We start from the raw sequence: 15,322 nt of genomic DNA, 5'->3' as shown, positions 1-15,322 counted from the left end.
ACTTTCTTAAAAAAGAACACTTAGAACACGCGCCTAAAAATTACTTCGCACGCAGTTTACTAAAAGGCTGTCGTACTTCTGGTCTAAAACTAAGGTCGTTTTAAAACAGCATAGTATAAATTAACTAAAAATATAGCGCCATTAGCAATAATTACTGGCAAACCCACGCGCAACGACGGTATTAAAAAACCATACACTACAAACAGGAAACAGCCCACCATATTAACGCGTCGTAGTTTTACCACATCTTTCAGTATAAACGATACTAAAACCATAATAGAGGCCAAATAACCAACATACTCTGTACCTGTAATACCAAATAACTCCATCGCATTTTAATTTAAGTTAATATAGCGAAAAACTTAATTCAAAATGGAATTGAAATTTACAGGTATAAAAAAAGAGGAACTCTGTAGTAGAGTTCCTCTTTTATATAGTTTAAAGCGCCTGTAAATTAAACAATCTTGTTACGTTTACGATCTGCTTCTTTTAACCAAATTTTACGAATACGTAAGTGGTTTGGTGTTACTTCAACATACTCATCTTTTTGAATGTATTCTAAAGCTTCTTCTAAAGAGAATTTAATTGCTGGTACAATTTTCGCTTTATCATCTGCTCCCGAAGAACGTACGTTACTCTGTTTTTTAGCTTTTGTAATATTTACAGCCATATCATCTTGACGAGAGTTCTCACCAATAACCTGACCTTCGTAAATATTTTCTCCTGGCTCTACAAAGAATTTACCTCTGTCTTGTAATTTATCGATAGAATAAGGAATCGCCGTTCCGTTTTCCATAGATACTAAAGATCCTGAAACACGTCCTGGAATACTTCCTTTTATCGGTTGGTATTCTTTATAACGGTGTGCCATAATAGCCTCACCCGCAGTTGCCGTTAATAATTGATTACGTAAACCAATAATACCACGAGATGGAATTAAGAATTCGCAAATCATTCTATCTCCTTTTGCTACCATACTTAACATTTCACCGCGACGCATAGTTACAAACTCTACCGCTCTACCCGAAACAGTTTCAGGAAGGTCAATAGTTAATTCCTCGATAGGTTCACATTTAACACCATCAATTTCTTTTATAATTACTTGTGGTTGCCCAATTTGTAATTCGTACCCTTCACGGCGCATCGTTTCGATTAATACCGATAAGTGTAATACCCCACGGCCATACACCATAAATTTATCGGCACTACCTGTTTCACCAAGTCTTAGTGCTAAGTTTTTTTCTAATTCTCTTTCTAAACGCTCTTTAATATGTCGAGACGTAACAAACTTTCCGTCTTTTCCAAAGAAAGGCGAATCGTTAATAGTAAATAACATACTCATTGTAGGCTCATCGATCGCAATCGATTTTAATCCCTCAGGATTTTCTATATCAGCAATAGTATCACCAATCTCAAAACCTTCAATACCTACAACCGCACAAATATCTCCTGTTTGCACACTGTCTACTCTTATACGACCTAACCCTTCAAAGATAAAAAGTTCTTTAACTCTAGTTTTCGCAATAGACCCATCACGTTTTACTAACGAAATTTGTTGTCCTTCTTCTAATTTTCCACGTTGTAATCTACCAATCGCTATACGACCTGTAAACGAAGAGAAATCTAGAGAAGTAATTAACATTTGCGTTGTACCCTCTTCAAATTTTGGAACCGGTACGTGCTCTACAACCATATCTAATAATGGTTCAACGTTAGTCGTTTCATTTCTCCAGTCGTCACTCATCCAGTTATTTTTAGCTGAACCATAAACTGCAGGGAAATCTAACTGCCACTCTTCTGCTCCTAATTCGAACATTAAGTCAAACACTTTTTCGTGTACCTCATCTGGAGTACAGTTTTCCTTATCTACTTTATTAATAACGACACAAGGTTTTAACCCTAAATCAATTGCTTTTTGTAGTACAAAACGCGTTTGTGGCATTGGCCCTTCAAAAGCATCTACTAATAAAACAACACCATCGGCCATATTTAAAACACGTTCAACTTCACCACCAAAATCGGCGTGACCAGGAGTATCGATAATATTAATTTTAGTATCTTTATAGATAACAGACACGTTTTTAGACGTAATCGTAATACCACGCTCTCGCTCGATATCGTTATTATCAAGAATTAAATCTCCTTTATTTTCGTTCTCACGAAACAGTTGACAGTGGTACATAATCTTGTCTACCAACGTTGTTTTCCCGTGATCTACGTGTGCAATAATTGCGATGTTTATAATCTTAGCCATATACTTGATGCTTTTTTTTAAGGCTGCAAAGTTAATTATAAAAAATGAATAAATAATACATTTTTTTTATTTATAGCATTCCCTCTTCTTTTATCAAAAAAAAGGACCGCGCTATTCGCTATATCTTTTTAATGCTTAATACTTTAAAGCATTAAAAAGGATGCCGCTACTATCGCTAATGCGCCGCTAAAAACGAGCCGTTTTCCGTCCTAAAAAAAAGTTTTCAGTACCATTACAAATAGTATCTTTGTATTATTATAAAAAAAGCTTATGACACTTCAAGAGATTCCAAAAATAAAACATACCACTAGTAATAACTTCTTTTTATTATGCGGTCCTTGCGCCATAGAAAGCGAAGAAATGGCCTATCGCATTGCTGAAAAAGTAGTAACTATTACCAACAAATTAGAAATCCCTTACATCTTTAAAGGCAGCTTTAAAAAAGCAAACCGTAGCCGTATAGATAGTTTTACGGGTATTGGAGACGAGAAGGCACTAGAAATTCTTAAAAAAGTTTCAGAAAAGTTCGATATCCCTACCGTTACCGATATTCACGAAATTAGCGATGCTGCCCTAGCTGCACAATATGTAGACGTATTACAAATTCCTGCGTTTTTAGTGCGACAAACAGATTTAGTTGTTGCGGCTGCAAAAACAGGCAAAGTGGTGAATCTTAAAAAAGGACAGTTTATGAGTCCGGAAGCAATGAAACACGCTGTACAAAAAGTAAAAGACGCAGGTAACGAGAAGGTATGGATTACCGACCGTGGCACTATGTTTGGCTACCAAGATATGATTGTCGACTTTAGAGGCATCCCTACGATGCGCGAGTATGCACCAACCATTCTAGACGTTACCCACTCGCTACAACAGCCTAACCAAAGTGCAGGTGTTACTGGTGGCCGACCAGATATGATAGAAACTATTGCCCGTGCCGGAATCGTTAATAATGTCGACGGCCTTTTTATAGAGACACATTTCGATCCTGCTAACGCAAAAAGTGATGGTGCTAATATGTTGCACTTGGATAATTTAGAACACTTATTGTCTAACTTAGTTGCTATTAGAAAAACGATAAATACATTATAATTCCCCATAGCCCTATATGAACAAATCTCTAGTTTCGGTTCTTACGTGTACCCTATTCGTAGTTCTTTTTAATTGTAAAAGCGATACAGCTACGCCTTCCGAAAACACGACGCAATCGGAAGTTAGCAATGATAAAACAAGCGATAGTGATCTTACAAAACCTATATCTACTTACTTTATTGGTTTTGGGTCAGATTCTATATGGACGCTAGATATTTCGAATCAGTTTATTTCATTCTCATCGGAAGACAGTGCTTTCGAGAATTTTAAAATTAAAATGCCAGCAATTATTCGTGCAGCAGATGCCAATATAAAACGCTACCAAGGCCCTACTGCTTTAGGTGATGTGGTAGTAACAATTGCTAAACAAGAAACCGAAGACCAGCAGTCTAAACCAAACTATAAAACAACGGTAGAGTTCACTAATAAAAAAGACAACACTTCAAAAACATTCGAAGGTTTTGGTAATTATGTTATGGACTACCGATTGAACGCCACTTGGATTTTGGAATCTATAGGCAACGTTGCTGTTTCTGTTTCCGATTTTAACGAGAAGCTTCCCTTCTTAATTATAGACACCGTAAACAAAACATATTCTGGCTTTAGCGGGTGCAATGGTTTGGGCGGTACTATTTTCTCGGAAAATGACCTTCTTCGTTTTAAACACGGGATGAGCACGCTAATGGCTTGCCCCGATAATAAAGAAAAGCTGTACCGTAAAAAATTACAAGCCTCGACACAGTATAAGGTTACCGATTCTCATTTGGAATTATCCAACCCAGAGGGCGCAACTGTTACATTTAAAAAAGCGGAGTAAACTGCCAATAGTTAGGGGTAAACGCGAGTAGCATTCGTGTGTATGGTTGTGTTTTTTTGCGACCATTAACTATTGCGCTAACACCGTCATTACTCTTTTTTCTATAGTTAGCCTCTCTGTACCCGTGGATCGTTTAGTCCGAAAGTATAATAACCAAAACCGAGGCCTAATGCGATTAAAAATTCGTTACTAAGTATTATTGTATACGTTGCCCAAAACTACGCCCCAGCGCACAAGCCTGACGCGTTCAAAAAAGAGTTGCTCTATATAAAATTCTCTCCTGTAAATGGAATAACGTGTCCAATAGCTCTATTTACTTAGTCAGAATATTTATCAATACCATAGAAAATACGTCTAAACACAAAAAACCACGTGACTACCACGTGGTTTTATATTTTATAGTTTAAAAAACTTACTCTTTACCGTCTACATAATCTTGCAGATACGCAAAACGTCGCGTTAATTTCCCATCGTTGGTAGTTATACGCGCTCGTTTTAAAATACCGCGTTCATCGTCATTAAAGAACGCGGGAATAACGTGTTCTAAAAAAGCTTCGCCAAACCCTTCGCTGGCATCTTTTGGTAATTCGCACGGCAAATTATCGACTGCCATTACGGTGATTGTATTTTTAGTACCGAAAGGGACTTCTTTTTCGTTTTTAGGATCGTAACCATAAAACGGATTAGCAATAGTAGAGGGTCGTAAAGTACACGCCACAGGCCCATCGATATCACAAGAAATATCGGCCACTAAATTAATACGAAACTCAGGATTTCTGGCATCTTCTCGGGTGAATAAAAACGGAGCACCGTCCCCATAAAAATGACCTGCTATAAACATATCGGTTTCTTCAGCGTACGGCATAAAATTACTTTCGTAACCGGCAGGATCTTTATAAAATTCGTACTTATCGCCTACTTTACCATCCGTACGTTTATTGTATTCCATAACATCGGCTAAGCAATAGACAGGCTCTGAAAACGGCGATGTTAAATACAGCGCGTCACCAACTTGCCTAATATTTAGGTGGTCTAATATCTCCCGTGCGCCTTTAGCGACTTTACCTGTTCCGGTAAGTACTATTTTTATGTTAGGAATAACAATTTTATCCAATTCGGCTTTTACAGCAGTAAGATCTTTTAGTGTTTCTACTTTTGGTAATGTAAATAGTTTATCTCTAAGTCCTAAAGCTCTAAACCCATTATAGGCACCAACGAGCCCAGCGTAACGCCCAAAACCAATAAGTCGCGATCCCGTTTGTCTTACAATGGTTTCATGATCGTATAATTCTATATTCTTTTCCAAAATAGCCTTTAAAAGCTCTCGGTTATAGGGTTGCTTTTTTATGGTGTGACTAAAAAAAAAGTATTTTTTATTGGGAATTAAAGCCGCGATAGGTACTTCTTTAACGCCAAATAGAATATCGGCGTCACTAATATCGTTAGAGATTGTAAAGCCCATTTTTTTATAGTCGGCATCTGGAAACACTCTAATATCTGAAGCTTCGATAACCACTTCGGCTTCAGGATAATTTTGTTGCACTATTTTTAATGCTTGAGGGGAGAACACTACCCGACGATCTGGGGGATTTTTGCGCTCTTTAATAATAGCAAACTTCATAGACAGTTCTTGGTTTTAAAGTTACGCCTGGTTTTAAGGCCTTGCTAAAATACTGTTAAATTAAATTGTTAACAACAATTTGTATTAGAAACCCACACAATTGTATAATTACTTTTTAAGTCCTGCGCACCATTACGGGTTACATAAACACCGTTGGGGTGTCGTTTTCGCTATGTAGCGTGGTGGTGACACCTTTTATTTATTTTATCGTAGTGGTAATAGCATACGGTTTTGCATTGCCTTGAGCGTAGCCTGTGCGCCAAATATTATAGTAGCGGTGATACTTTTATTACTATTTTACGTCTACGTTTTATGGTTTTAAAACACTATCGTTTTATTTATTATAATATTTTCATAAAAGGACAGGGTTTTGTTGTTAACTCTTTAAATTGTATTAGCTTTGTAGTCCTTGAAATTTGTTATCAGGTTTCTTGGTTGGCGCGTTAGGGATTGCAGCGACATCCTTTTGATTTTTTTTGGCAAAAGATATAGCGGAAAGCCCGACACTATGAAGCTAAAGCGAAATAGAGTAACGCACTAAAAAAAGTATCTTTAATTGGGGTCGACTGGTTTTGACAGCGAGATTAATTAAACGGTAAGCACGTCGTGTAATGATTTTGAAACACGTAAAAGGCTAAGTCAACTTTTTAAACGGCGAGAATAACTACGCTTTAGCTGCCTAATCCGAATTATAGTAGGATTAAGCCTCGGTACACTAGGTGTACGAGCTTTATGTCTCCGGAAAGCCTTGATTGACGGCGTTCCATTTGAGACATCGTAAATGTCAAGATAGATTAGGTGCCGCTTTGTCGCATAATTGAAACTAAAGAAGATAAGTTGTAAGTGGGTTTTCTTTAACCAGCTTGCGAACGAAAATTCAAGAAAAGAATAAACGTGTAGAAAACTCTTTGGTGACTTGTTTGGACGAGAGTTCGATTCTCTCCGACTCCACTTAAAACCCTGTAAATCAATGATTTACAGGGTTTCTTTTTTAAAGGTAACAAATTGGGTGACAATAGAATTGAATCATTCCAAAATATAGTGTTCAGGCAACAATAGGTATATTTGTTTTAAGATGATTTCAAATTGTATTTTTACGTGAGCAATCACAAGTCAATAATATTATTCTTGCATATCCACTTTGTTGTGAATTGATTTCAAATTGTATTTTTACGTGAGCAATCACAAGAAAAGGATTATACAGGACACCACCCAACTCGTTGTGAATTGATTTCAAATTGTATTTTTACGTGAGCAATCACAAGTAAAGTGCGATAACCTCTATACTAGGTTCGGTTGTGAATTGATTTCAAATTGTATTTTTACGTGAGCAATCACAAGAATATAGGTTCACAAGTAAACCCTCGAACGGTTGTGAATTGATTTCAAATTGTATTTTTACGTGAGCAATCACAAGGCAAGCAGGAGAATTTTAATCCTCAATACTGTTGTGAATTGATTTCAAATTGTATTTTTACGTGAGCAATCACAAGGCAGATTTAAAGAGTATACTTTACAGACTGTTGTGAATTGATTTCAAATTGTATTTTTACGTGAGCAATCACAAGTTTTTTAAATGCATTAATGGTATCAGGAACGTTGTGAATTGATTTCAAATTGTATTTTTACGTGAGCAATCACAAGGTTTTTGGCAACCTAAAGGCAACCTATATAGTTGTGAATTGATTTCAAATTGTATTTTTACGTGAGCAATCACAAGAATAAACTGTAGCTTTTGCAATCGATACCTGTTGTGAATTGATTTCAAATTGTATTTTTACGTGAGCAATCACAAGCTTGTTGCTGAAAATGCGGTCGGAATTGCTGTTGTGAATTGATTTCAAATTGTATTTTTACGTGAGCAATCACAAGGTTCAAGCGCAAAACAACACTTTAAACGCTGTTGTGAATTGATTTCAAATTGTATTTTTACGTGAGCAATCACAAGATACGATGGATGGGAATTAACATTTACCGTGTTGTGAATTGATTTCAAATTGTATTTTTACGTGAGCAATCACAAGACGATTAAAGGTATTGAGTTCGGTATGACGGTTGTGAATTGATTTCAAATTGTATTTTTACGTGAGCAATCACAAGTTTGTGCTTATTTACGGCTATTATTTTTATGTTGTGAATTGATTTCAAATTGTATTTTTACGTGAGCAATCACAAGCGTGTTCAGTTAATGACCGGTATAAAGTATGTTGTGAATTGATTTCAAATTGTATTTTTACGTGAGCAATCACAAGTAAATCTTTTTAATTATGGCAGCAAACCATGTTGTGAATTGATTTCAAATTGTATTTTTACGTGAGCAATCACAAGTTTTATAGATAATTCATTTGCAGGTCAACTGTTGTGAATTGATTTCAAATTGTATTTTTACGTGAGCAATCACAAGCTTTAACCACAACGCCATCAATTGTATATTGTTGTGAATTGATTTCAAATTGTATTTTTACGTGAGCAATCACAAGGTGTAGTAGAAATAGACACTATATAAAATTGTTGTGAATTGATTTCAAATTGTATTTTTACGTGAGCAATCACAAGTTGTAGTTTTTCTCGCTAGATATTGGAACAGTTGTGAATTGATTTCAAATTGTATTTTTACGTGAGCAATCACAAGAAGCTTTAGATTCGTCTAATGCAACAAGTTGTTGTGAATTGATTTCAAATTGTATTTTTACGTGAGCAATCACAAGAATTTTTAAGGACGTGTTTAACGGTTTGTAGTTGTGAATTGATTTCAAATTGTATTTTTACGTGAGCAATCACAAGTGTTTGAGTGAACTACTGCACCAATTGTAAGTTGTGAATTGATTTCAAATTGTATTTTTACGTGAGCAATCACAAGTTTGTTTTTAATTAAGTGTTGCTTCACCGGGTTGTGAATTGATTTCAAATTGTATTTTTACGTGAGCAATCACAAGATGCTATCTTAGATAATAGAGAAGACACATGTTGTGAATTGATTTCAAATTGTATTTTTACGTGAGCAATCACAAGTTTTTGTAAATAATCAATGTCATTTTCTAAAGTTGTGAATTGATTTCAAATTGTATTTTTACGTGAGCAATCACAAGGAAGACCCGCAGAAAGCTATTAAAGATTTTGTTGTGAATTGATTTCAAATTGTATTTTTACGTGAGCAATCACAAGTATACTTTTTTTGCCGTCATCATTTTTTGGGTTGTGAATTGATTTCAAATTGTATTTTTACGTGAGCAATCACAAGGTCAATCCCTAAGACTCTATATAGATAAAGGCTTGGGGATTGTTTTTTTGAAATTAAAAAAGCTCTAATTGCTGTGTTGTATTCGGCAAATCTGTCTGTTTTTTTCCGTGAAACAATTCCATACTTCCAAATTGTTTGTCGGTAACACATAAAATACCAACTTTACCATGTTTGGGTAGCGTATTTTTAACACGTTTAATATGTACGTTCGCATTTTCTCTACTTGGGCAATTACGCAAGTATATTGAAAACTGAAACATATCAAAACCATCTTTTATCAAATTTTTTCTAAATCCGCTAGCAGCTTTGCGTTCTATTTTAGTTTCGGTAGGTAAATCAAAAAACACTAATACCCACATAATTCTATATGCATTAAATCTATTGTTAGACATCTTTTTAATCTAATTCAGGATATTTTATACTCCGTAATTCTCCTGCATAACATTTATATAGAGATGCAGTAGTAGTGGTTACAGCGACCATTAGAGGGCGCTGCATACCATCTATTAAAACATCCTGAGTCGCAATGCCCAATAAATAGGCTTTTACATCTTTAGTTAATTCATTGGTTTTACCATTATTATTCACATAATTCACAACCATTTTATCTACAAAGGGGCGATAAGGTTCCATCACATCGTCTGCCAAACAATATGGGTTGTATTTATTTTTATGAAAAAGGCCTAAAACAGGCAATAAACCGGAACTCACCAATGCTCTAGCTACAATACTTCGCAATATGGCATAACCAAAATTCAGCAAATTATTTGGGCCCTGACCAAAACGATGGCGTTGAAATTCTGGAAATAGATATTTCCAATAATGTTGTGCTGCCTTAGCCTCTGTATTGGTACTATCGCCACTTTTTGTCTGCTCCCAATACGTTTCCATAGGCTCAGCAACGCGATTGTATAAATTAAGTAAGGCTTCCTGATTTTTAATTTTTTGTATAATGGTTTGTTTCCATAATTGCTTTTTAAGTGGCTCACTGGCTTCTAATTGGTGTTTTAGCCGTTCGGAATGCTCTGTATGGCCATACAGAGGCAAGGTCACCCCAAAAGGTAAGTGATGACTATCGCAGGTAATTACCGCAATACAATGAGATTGTAATTGATTAAGCAATTGCGTACTCAGTGTAATTTGATAATGGTCTAAAACCAACAAGGCCATATCTTCGATAGCGACAGTCCCTTTTTCTGAGCCATTAGGGTCTTGCACCAAAAGCTGTTGGTCTTTAAGTTTTAAATAGGAGGGAGTGCCAATGTAAATGGTGCGTTTTATCATCGTTAGTGAATTACGTTAATAATATTTCCAAGCCTATCTATTTTTAATTTCCAACAATGTTCTTTAATCCTCTTAGGTTTAGATAGGTCTGTTGTAACCTCTAGTTTATTTAAACTTCCGAATTCACCAATTTTAGTTTTTGAATCATAACTCTTAATTAATGAAGCGACATTTGAATTAATAAAATGACATTTGCTACCAGTACTACTCACCATTTTATATATCCTATTCGTTTGATTAATTAATAGATTATTTACATCAAACAAAGTCGGGTTATTTAATTCTTCATCACTTGGGATGTATACCAAATCATTGGGTGAAAGGGTAAATAAGAACGTTCCTTTAGTGGCATCTGTAGGTACAGCTGTTTGCTCTTCTTTAGGCAGATGCGCTACTTGTTTTTGATGTTCTAACGCAATATTAAATGGTATTGTTTCATATACTCGTTTTTGTTGGTCTTCATTCCAATAAATGGAAAAAAACAAGTTTGTTCCTTTGGCAGCTTCTACCATTTTTTTACTTTTAGGACTAGCTTTATTTTCTGATATAGAGAATTTACTACCCTCTTCATAAAGTCTAACTTTATAAATCGGTTGGTGTTTTTTTCCATTATTTAATTCAATAATGTTTTTATTTAGTTGTTCTAATCCATCAGTATTAAAAGCTAAATCGAATGTCTCTTTGTCCTTTTCGTCAAGATAATTTAAAAGATGATTGTTTAAAATTTGTTGAATTCCACTATCAGTAATGGCGTCTAATTGCTTACGAGTAAATTTCTCTGATAACGCAACTCGTGTCGCTGTGGCATTTTTTGTGTATTCAAAAACTTTAATTTTAGTTACAGGACTGCTGTCTATTGTTATAGGGTTATCTTTTAAATGTTTTTTTATCAACTTTAAATCACATTTATAAGTAGTTGCATTTTTTTTAACTTGTTTTTTAATTTCTTTATCTACAATTAAATGCCAATCCAATAAATAATTTGAAATATTGGTTAGTCCTTTTTTAATACGTTTTACTGTTACTTGTCCTGAAACGGTATCTTTATGCATTGGTTTGCGAACAGCCCAACTATCTCCCTTAACTTGACGTATAAAATCTTTTTTAGGTTTGCCATCCTTACCTAGTCTTAAGTTGCCGTTTTCATCATTATAGCTTTGGTATTTATTTGTTGTTTTATTAATAACGCGCAAATTTTGTTTGAAACTCACAATCGTATATTCTATAGCCTTTTTACAATCCACGGAAAAATTATTCCAGGGCATTTTAAAATGTTTGGTATAATGACCATTTTTATTAACTATTAATAAGCGATCTCTTAAACCATAATTTTTACGTTCTGTATTTAATGATGTTAAATAGTTTATGTGCTCTTTTGTACAACAAGCTATAACTAAAGCATCTAAAGTATGATGTCTATGATCTATTCTTTTTTTATTGAAACCTCTTGAAATGGCTTCAGGTACTTGCACTCTAAACGTATTTATTTTCTTATCGAAGCTCCCAAAATCTTCTGAGTTGGTCATCTCGTTTAAACGCTTAAAACGTGGCGTAATAATTTCATTCCATTTGTCATTTAAGCCCCAATCGTGCTTAAGTTTAGAAGTAATAATTCCAGTAACAGGAACAATATTTTTAGACATAGCCTCTTGCTCCTTGTCCTCTCTAACAATATTACTTAACAACCCTTTAATTAATTTACTAATGTACCTACTGTCGTTTAATTGTCTATTTATAAAGCCTTCGGGAATATCTTCACTTAAAAGATTTTTAAGTTTGGTTCTATTCTTTTTAAAATAGTGCTGACATTGTCTTTCATACACCTCTAACTCTAAAACTTTAATGCCATTAACAATACTTCCCCCTTTTTCTGCAATATATTCATAAGCCGTTTTATTACTCTTATCTTCATTAATATCACTCTCACAAATAACCTTATTACTTAAAGAATTGTCGAAATATCTTGATTGGGGTATAATGTGTTCTATTTGATAAGCAGTAGTAAATAAGTCACTCAATGGAATTACAATTCCTGTATAAGGTGAAACATAGCCTTGTTCCAACCAAAGCTTGTATTTGTTTATCTCAGATGGCGTCGGATTACTATTTTTTCTAATTTTTAAAATATCATCCTCACTAATCGCAGCGTATGAAACATCTGGATTATGTGAAACCCCCTCATCATATATTTTTAATATCTCCTGTTGACTTGGAGAATACGGTTTAATGTTTTTTACACCATCGGTCATCAACTCTTTAAGAACACCTTTAATACGTTGATTGTTATTTTCGTTTTGAGTATTCCTTTTAGATATTTCTTCCCTTTTTCCAGCAGGATTTTTCATTTCTCTACCCAGTTCAATATGAATTTCATCAAAATAATTAGATTCGCTATTTCCATGGTATTCCCAGATATCTCGAACTGTACGTAACGTTTCTGTAACCACCTGTTCTACAATAGGGTTTCGTAAACTATGCTGCTTAAAATGATTTAAAAAAGTAACGATATCATCAGGCTTTTTCCATTGAGTAATAGCACTACTTTCAGAATGTCTTTCATAAACAAGATAACAAGCTTGGTAGGTATTTAAACCCGCCAAATGATTTTTACCTTCTAAATGAATAAAACTTTTTAATAATTGTTTTGGTATTACATCATCTACAATAGTCTTTAATAAGTTGTTTTCATCTTTTTTAAATACATTTTCATCGTAGTTAATAGACGTTAATCTATCTTTAATATCGATTATTTTATCTAACACAGTAACAGGCACGTTACTTTCATTCCAAAACTCCCCCAAGCGCATTAAAGGCAATAGTTTTTTTATTGCCTTTGAAGAGTAAGCCCCATAATCGCTTTTAAAAGGAGGATGTTTTTTAAAATTGGCAACAAAAGACTCTTTATCAATGTTTTGATTTATCGCAAAACTCTCTAAAGCTTTTTCATATTCGTTTTTATCTGTAACCGAATAAATAATATGCCATAACTTAAATTCTATTTCAGAAGTTAGAAATTCTTCTACCTTTAAATTTTTAACTTTTTTTAAACGATTGCTAAAATTAACTCGTGTTTCATTACCTGGATATTTTTTATCTTCAACATAATTCCATCGGTAATTTTCTTTTTCAGATTTTAAAATTAGTTTCTGAGAAATTAAATGCTCGATAATAGACTTTTGTTCTAGCTCTTTTTTAGTATTTAAATATTGAAATAAGGCAGCCCAGTCATTTTCTGAAGTCAGTAATGTGTCAGTAACATCAACGTCTAGTTGAATCTTTTCATCGACAGTCGTTTTTTTGATTAAGATTTTTAAATTGTGTAAAAATTGCCAAAGGCGAAATTCTTGAAATAATGGATGAGATTTTGCAATCGTTTTTAAGGGTTGCTTTTCTTTAGTAACAGCTCCAGTTTTGTTGTTTACTTTTTTAAAAGCCCTAATTTCGTATTGACAGTTAGCTATCTCTGATTTTTTACTTTTTAGGGGTCTTTGGTAAAAAATAATGTCCTGTGTAAATAAATAATTAAAATCCTTATTGATGATATTATTAGCGTGTGCCTCATTTCTTGGATATAACTCAGAAACACATTTTAAAATATTTTCTTTACCAATTATTGTATTTATATCAATTTCGGGATGGTGTTTAATTTGCTCTGTTATAATTTTCTCAAATTCCTCGCGGTAAAATTTTCTTTCTATAGTTTTAACTAAACTACCTCTTATTTTTTGAGTTGGGTTTTTTAGTAGTGTTTCATAAATAAACTCTCCAACAGTTTTGTTAGCTGCACGTATGTCTTGCTCTGTTTTTGATTTTATAGCAATCCAATCGTGTTCAGAGTCTACTTTTTTAAAACTCCTTTTAAACACTCCTTCTTTATCTATTTTAGGATTCCCTTCTGCATCTAATGCTGTAGTTACTATAAACTCTTTTGTTTTATTCTCCCACTCTATAGTATCTACAATTTGGCGATCATAAAGCCAGTCATTTTCAAATATTACGTTATAAAGCACTTTCCCTTTAACTTTTTCTCCAGAATTTATAATCTCTTTTACTTTTAATACTTTAAATTCTTTAAGTTTAGTTTTATCATCGGTACCATCATCTTCTCCCCGTAACTGATAATATCCTCGTTTTTGATTAAAATTTAAAATAAGCCAAGAAAGTTCTTCTTTGGTAATTTTATGAGACAAGGCCTTTTTTCTAAGGTAATAAAGAGTCCAATCGTATGGTATTTTAGTTTCTTTACCGTTATTTTTCAAATAAAACAATTGTGGGTTATCTTTTTTAAAATCCTCAATCATTTCATTGAAAGCGTCTTTAAATAAAAACTCATACCCCCCTTTAGCATTAAAGTTATAATTAAGTTTTACCTCTGTACTTTCTTTAAATTGACCTAATTTATTTTGAAAGTCGATAGCATCGTCATAATGACGTGGTAAAAGGTTTAACTGATGCAAAACTCTATGCAAGCGTTCTCTTCTTAATTTATTTCTTTGAGTTAATCTTCTTACGCTTCTATAGCTCGTACGTTCAGCTGTTTGTGAAATAGATACCCCAGAATCAAATTTACCCAACACATCTTGACTCATTGGTATTATCCTAGTTCCTACGGCTTTTATTTCACCTGTTTCTTTTTTTAAATTCTTTTCAATCAGTGCCCAACCAATAGAATTGGTTCCTAGATCTAATCCAAGTATTTTTTTCATAAAAATTTTAAGTCGTTTTTTTAACCTTAAGGAAAAGGTTCGTAGGTTATTTTAAATTTAGTAGCGATTTTCTTACTTAAATAAAACTAGGCTTTTTATTTGGTTATATACCAATATTTTACTTAAATTAGCAGAACAATTTGAAATCAATTCACAATAAGGATTATTCCGTTGTGAAAACATTTAAGTTCGCCTCTCGACTTTAACTGGGAGGCTTTTTTATGTAATACTTTTAAGTTTTTACTAATAATTATTTAAATAAAGGACACTTCTCTAAAACTTTCTGCATCAGCTATTATTTCTTCTAAGA

8 protein-coding genes, 1 other RNA gene and 1 CRISPR repeat array are annotated in these 15,322 nt (G+C 33.8%); of the genes, 3 read left to right on the top strand and 6 right to left on the bottom strand.

Going from position 1 to position 15,322, the window contains the following annotated elements:
* Positions 1–89: 89 nt before the first annotated feature.
* Together ES677_RS03800 and typA are read right to left on the bottom strand one after the other, a co-directional pair.
* Positions 90–329: a uroporphyrinogen decarboxylase gene (locus ES677_RS03800; protein ID WP_148369706.1), complete on the bottom strand. Its 240-nt coding sequence runs from the start codon at positions 327–329 to the stop codon at positions 90–92.
* 125 nt (positions 330–454) lie between these two features.
* Positions 455–2,254 (bottom strand): translational GTPase TypA, encoded by a 1,800-nt coding sequence (gene typA, locus ES677_RS03795; RefSeq protein ID WP_148369705.1) that lies wholly within the window; start codon positions 2,252–2,254, stop codon positions 455–457.
* Positions 2,255–2,524: 270 nt separating this feature from the next.
* On the opposite strand from typA, the gene kdsA reads away from it, so the two are divergent.
* Both kdsA and ES677_RS03785 read left to right on the top strand, forming a co-directional pair.
* Positions 2,525–3,343 (top strand): 3-deoxy-8-phosphooctulonate synthase, encoded by an 819-nt coding sequence (gene kdsA, locus ES677_RS03790; RefSeq protein ID WP_148380477.1) that lies wholly within the window; start codon positions 2,525–2,527, stop codon positions 3,341–3,343.
* 16 nt (positions 3,344–3,359) lie between these two features.
* Positions 3,360–4,160 carry an META domain-containing protein gene (locus tag ES677_RS03785; protein WP_148380476.1) on the top strand — a complete coding sequence of 267 codons (801 nt, stop codon included), beginning with the start codon at positions 3,360–3,362 and terminating at the stop codon, positions 4,158–4,160.
* A gap of 412 nt (positions 4,161–4,572) precedes the next feature.
* Here ES677_RS03785 and ES677_RS03780 read toward each other — a convergent pair whose 3' ends face one another.
* Positions 4,573–5,781 (bottom strand): NAD(P)-dependent oxidoreductase, encoded by a 1,209-nt coding sequence (locus tag ES677_RS03780; RefSeq protein ID WP_148369702.1) that lies wholly within the window; start codon positions 5,779–5,781, stop codon positions 4,573–4,575.
* Positions 5,782–6,339: 558 nt separating this feature from the next.
* Here ES677_RS03780 and ssrA point away from each other — a divergent pair.
* Positions 6,340–6,735: a transfer-messenger RNA gene (gene ssrA / locus ES677_RS03775) on the top strand.
* 113 nt (positions 6,736–6,848) lie between these two features.
* Positions 6,849–9,022: a CRISPR direct-repeat array (repeat unit 46 nt; unit sequence GTTGTGAATTGATTTCAAATTGTATTTTTACGTGAGCAATCACAAG).
* Between the two features lie 53 nt (positions 9,023–9,075).
* Here the strand turns inward: ssrA and cas2 are convergent.
* From cas2 to cas9, 3 genes are read right to left on the bottom strand one after another with little or no spacing between them, the layout of a single operon-like run.
* Positions 9,076–9,414, bottom strand: a complete 339-nt coding sequence (gene cas2, locus ES677_RS03770; protein WP_148380475.1) for a CRISPR-associated endonuclease Cas2 — start codon at positions 9,412–9,414, stop codon at positions 9,076–9,078.
* A gap of 4 nt (positions 9,415–9,418) precedes the next feature.
* Positions 9,419–10,306: a type II CRISPR-associated endonuclease Cas1 gene (gene cas1 / locus ES677_RS03765; RefSeq protein ID WP_148380474.1), complete on the bottom strand. Its 888-nt coding sequence runs from the start codon at positions 10,304–10,306 to the stop codon at positions 9,419–9,421.
* A gap of 2 nt (positions 10,307–10,308) precedes the next feature.
* Complete coding sequence (gene cas9 / locus ES677_RS03760) at positions 10,309–15,012, bottom strand: type II CRISPR RNA-guided endonuclease Cas9 (protein ID WP_148380473.1); 4,704 nt, start codon at positions 15,010–15,012, stop codon at positions 10,309–10,311.
* Between the last annotated feature and the right edge of the window lie 310 nt (positions 15,013–15,322).

The organism is Bizionia gelidisalsuginis, from assembly GCF_008086185.1.
Taxonomy (GTDB): domain Bacteria; phylum Bacteroidota; class Bacteroidia; order Flavobacteriales; family Flavobacteriaceae; genus Bizionia; species Bizionia saleffrena.
This window is presented reverse-complemented; position numbering and strand designations above follow the sequence as displayed.

Bases quoted from the DNA above. Each gene is read 5' to 3' on its own strand.
- ES677_RS03800 (WP_148369706.1), bottom strand. From the start codon at position 329: ATGGAGTTATTTGGTATTACAGGTACAGAGTATGTTGGTTATTTGGCC.
- typA (WP_148369705.1), bottom strand. From the start codon at position 2,254: ATGGCTAAGATTATAAACATCGCAATTATTGCACACGTAGATCACGGG.
- kdsA (WP_148380477.1), top strand. From the start codon at position 2,525: ATGACACTTCAAGAGATTCCAAAAATAAAACATACCACTAGTAATAAC.
- ES677_RS03785 (WP_148380476.1), top strand. From the start codon at position 3,360: ATGAACAAATCTCTAGTTTCGGTTCTTACGTGTACCCTATTCGTAGTT.
- ES677_RS03780 (WP_148369702.1), bottom strand. From the start codon at position 5,781: ATGAAGTTTGCTATTATTAAAGAGCGCAAAAATCCCCCAGATCGTCGG.
- cas2 (WP_148380475.1), bottom strand. From the start codon at position 9,414: ATGTCTAACAATAGATTTAATGCATATAGAATTATGTGGGTATTAGTG.
- cas1 (WP_148380474.1), bottom strand. From the start codon at position 10,306: ATGATAAAACGCACCATTTACATTGGCACTCCCTCCTATTTAAAACTT.
- cas9 (WP_148380473.1), bottom strand. From the start codon at position 15,012: ATGAAAAAAATACTTGGATTAGATCTAGGAACCAATTCTATTGGTTGG.